The organism is Microcoleus sp. S13_C3 (genome assembly GCF_036700905.1).
GTDB lineage: Bacteria > Cyanobacteriota > Cyanobacteriia > Cyanobacteriales > Microcoleaceae > Microcoleus.
This window is the reverse complement of the sequence record NZ_JAUBPT010000167.1, coordinates 1-3,155: the sequence shown is the minus strand read 5'-3', so window position 1 is coordinate 3,155 and position 3,155 is coordinate 1. Positions and strand designations below refer to the sequence as shown.

The window sequence follows — 3,155 nt, the reverse complement described above, 5'->3', positions numbered from 1 at the left end:
TCTTTCAGAGGACTTACGCTATGAGACAGGGAATTCATTCCCTGTCGGACTGTCGGATGTAACGAATGACAAGTTGAAGGCGAGGGCCTTGAGATTCACCCACAGTCCTAGGAGTGATTGAAATCCCACGCATTCACCCACAGTCCTAGGAGTGAATGAATTCCCCGTCTCATAGCAGAAGTCGGTTAAAACCGACTGAAACATTAAATTCAATTCTCAGCTATCTTCAGTCCTCTTTCAGAGGACTTGCGCTATGAGACAGGGAATTCATTCCCTGTCGGACTGTCGGACTCTGGTACTCAACGAGGGGCGAGTTGATGCTGGATTTATTTTGGTTTCACTCTTGACATTGACACTAATGTCAAGGTTTAGGCTAAAGGAGTCATCTACCAAATCAATTTCCCCAATGACTCCCAATTCCCTCCCCATTTCTCGCCTCTGGCGCCTCGCAGAAGAACATCCAGATGCTGTGACTGCCGCCCTGTGCGGAATTTTAGTAATCTTGGGTTCCCTAGCCCTGCAATTCGGCTGGCTGGGTGTAGCCGTGTTAATCTTACCCGCAGCTTATGTTATCGGCGGCTATTCCAGTACCCGCGAAGGCTTAACTACGCTTTTTCAAGAACGCGAATTAGATGTAGATTTGTTAATGATTGTCGCTGCTTTGGGTGCGGCCTGTTTGGGGCTATGGCGGCAAGAATATCATTTAATTGTTGACGGTGCGGTGTTGATTTTAATCTTTGCAATTAGCGGCGCCCTTGAAGGTTATGCTATGCAGCGGACTGAACGCAGCATCCGCAGTTTGATGAGTTTGACGGCGGATACTGCTAGGGTGGTAATGTACGGCGGGGAACGAGAAGTTGCGATCGACAAATTGGCAATTGGCGATTACATTTTAGTCAAGCCCGGAGAAATCATCCCCACAGATGCGATAATTATTGAAGGCTACAGTGCGATCGATCAAGCCTCGATTACCGGCGAATCGATGCCCGTGGAGAAAACCAGCGGCGATGAAGTCTATGCAGGTACAATTAACGGTGTCGGCGCGCTGAAACTCGAAGTGCATAAAACTCCAGAAAGCAGCTTGATTCAGCGAGTGATTCGGCTGGTTCAAGAAGCGCAAACAGCAGCGCCACCTTCTCAAATGTTTGTGGAAAAATTTGAGCGCGGTTATGCCAAATTAATTGTCGGTTTAGGCTTGCTTCTCGCAACTTTACCGCCCTTTGTTTTGGGCTGGAATTGGGAAGAGACAATCTATCGGGCGCTGATTTTCCTAGTAGTCGCATCCCCCTGCGCGCTGATGGCTTCGATTATGCCGGCGCTGCTTTCGGGAATTGCTAACGGGGCGAGACAGGGAATTTTGTTTAAAAGTGGGGCGCAATTAGAGATGATTGGTAAAGTCAGAGCGATCGCCTTTGACAAAACCGGAACACTCACCACGGGAAAACCCGAAGTTATCCAAATTGTACCAGCAGCCGGATATACTGAAACAGAAGTTCTGCAATTGGCTGCAGCCCTAGAAGCTCATTCCGAACACGCGATCGCCTCTGCAATTGTCAGCGCCGCCCAGCAGCAACAGTTACAATTATCAACTGCTACCGACGTACAAGCAAAAATCGGTCAAGGAATTGTCGGCAAAGTCAACAATCAAATCATTGCCATTGGTAAAGCCAATTTTGTCCAAGCAACTTCCGAATTAGCTCAAATCAGCCAGCAGTTGCAAGCCGAAGGTAAAACCGTTGTTTGGGTGGCAAAAAGCGATGAACTTTTGGGAATCATTGCAGTAGCAGATACCCTCCGCCCCGAAGCAGCAGCAACAGTAAAACGCTTGCAAAAATTAGGCGTAGAACATATAATTATGCTAACAGGCGACAACGAGCAAACAGCTCAACACATCGCGCGTCAATTAGGCATCAAAGAAGTGTACGCCGAACTTTTGCCAGAAGACAAAGTGCAGGCAATTAAACAACTGCAAACCCAGTATCAAACTGTAGCAATGGTAGGAGACGGCATCAACGACGCCCCCGCCCTCGCTCAAGCTTCCGTGGGCATTGCGATGGGGATTTCCGGCAGCGATGTTGCTTTAGAAACTGCTGATATCGTATTAATGGCAGATAAATTGGAGCAACTAGCTAAAGCCATTAGTTTAGGCCGCCGCGCTCAAAGTGTTGTCAAACAAAACATTGTTTTTGCACTCAGTTGCATTGTGCTGTTATTAGCGGCTAATTTTTTCGGAAATATCACCATGCCTTTTGGCGTCATCGGTCACGAAGGCTCTACAGTAATAGTAACCTTAAGCGGTTTGCGACTCCTGAGAAATTAGACACGAAAAACCGCTAAAATCGAGGCATAGCAAGAGTGAAATGCGTTCCCAGGCCAACCCCATTGGTGACAATTTAAGGTTAAACTAACCGTCTCTCTTGTTTATATCGAAGCCTAGATCCCCCCTAACCCCCCTTAACAAGGGGGGACAAGATTCTAGCCCTGGGGGGCTAGGGGGGATCGGGGCCTATATTGTCAAACAGCAGACCGGTACTACATTTAATGCTAAGTTGACACGATGAAAGGTTCTCGCCTAAGTCCCTACAGACAACGCAAACCCAGAATTACGACATCTCTTTCAATGTCGTCAAGTTCGGCAACTTGTGGCAGATATCCCCACCGCTGAAAGCCAAATTTCTCAAACAATCTTATACTCGGCTGATTGTGAGCAAAAATTATTCCTATGAGAGTTTTAAGCTTCAATTCTGGACTCCGCACAATTGCCGATTGCAATAAATTTTGTCCGATTCCGCAGCGTTGGCGATCGGGTGCAACATAGATGCTAACTTCTGCTGTATGCTGATAGGCAGCGCGTCCGTAGAAAATCTGAAAACTCAGCCAGCCAACAATATTTTGTTCTGATTCCATTACCCAAATCGGCCAGGAATTGGGGGAGTGTTCTCTGTACCACGGAAGGCGGCTTTCGACTGAGACTGGTTTTAAATCTGCTGTGGCCATTCTGCCCGGTATTGCTGCGTTGTATATTTGGACAATTGCTGGCAAATCGCTTTCTTCTGCGTCGCGGATTTTCATCGTTGGGTTGACTGTTGACTGTTGACTGTTGACTGTTGACTGTTGACTGTTGACTGTTGACTGTTGACTGTTGACTGTTGACT

2 protein-coding genes are annotated in these 3,155 nt (G+C 47.4%); one reads left to right on the top strand and one right to left on the bottom strand.

Annotated features, from left to right (window positions below; genetic code table 11):
- Window positions 1-406: 406 nt before the first annotated feature.
- Window positions 407-2,320, top strand: a complete 1,914-nt coding sequence (locus tag QUA16_RS30465; RefSeq protein ID WP_333107977.1) for a heavy metal translocating P-type ATPase — start codon at window positions 407-409, stop codon at window positions 2,318-2,320.
- Between the two features lie 260 nt (window positions 2,321-2,580).
- Here QUA16_RS30465 and QUA16_RS30460 read toward each other — a convergent pair.
- Window positions 2,581-3,155, bottom strand: a 575-nt coding sequence (locus tag QUA16_RS30460) for an N-acetyltransferase family protein (RefSeq protein WP_333107975.1), incomplete at its 5' end; no start/stop codon positions are given.

Excerpts from the sequence above, each read along its gene's own strand:
- QUA16_RS30465 (WP_333107977.1), top strand. The coding sequence starts at position 407 with ATGACTCCCAATTCCCTCCCCATTTCTCGCCTCTGGCGCCTCGCAGAA.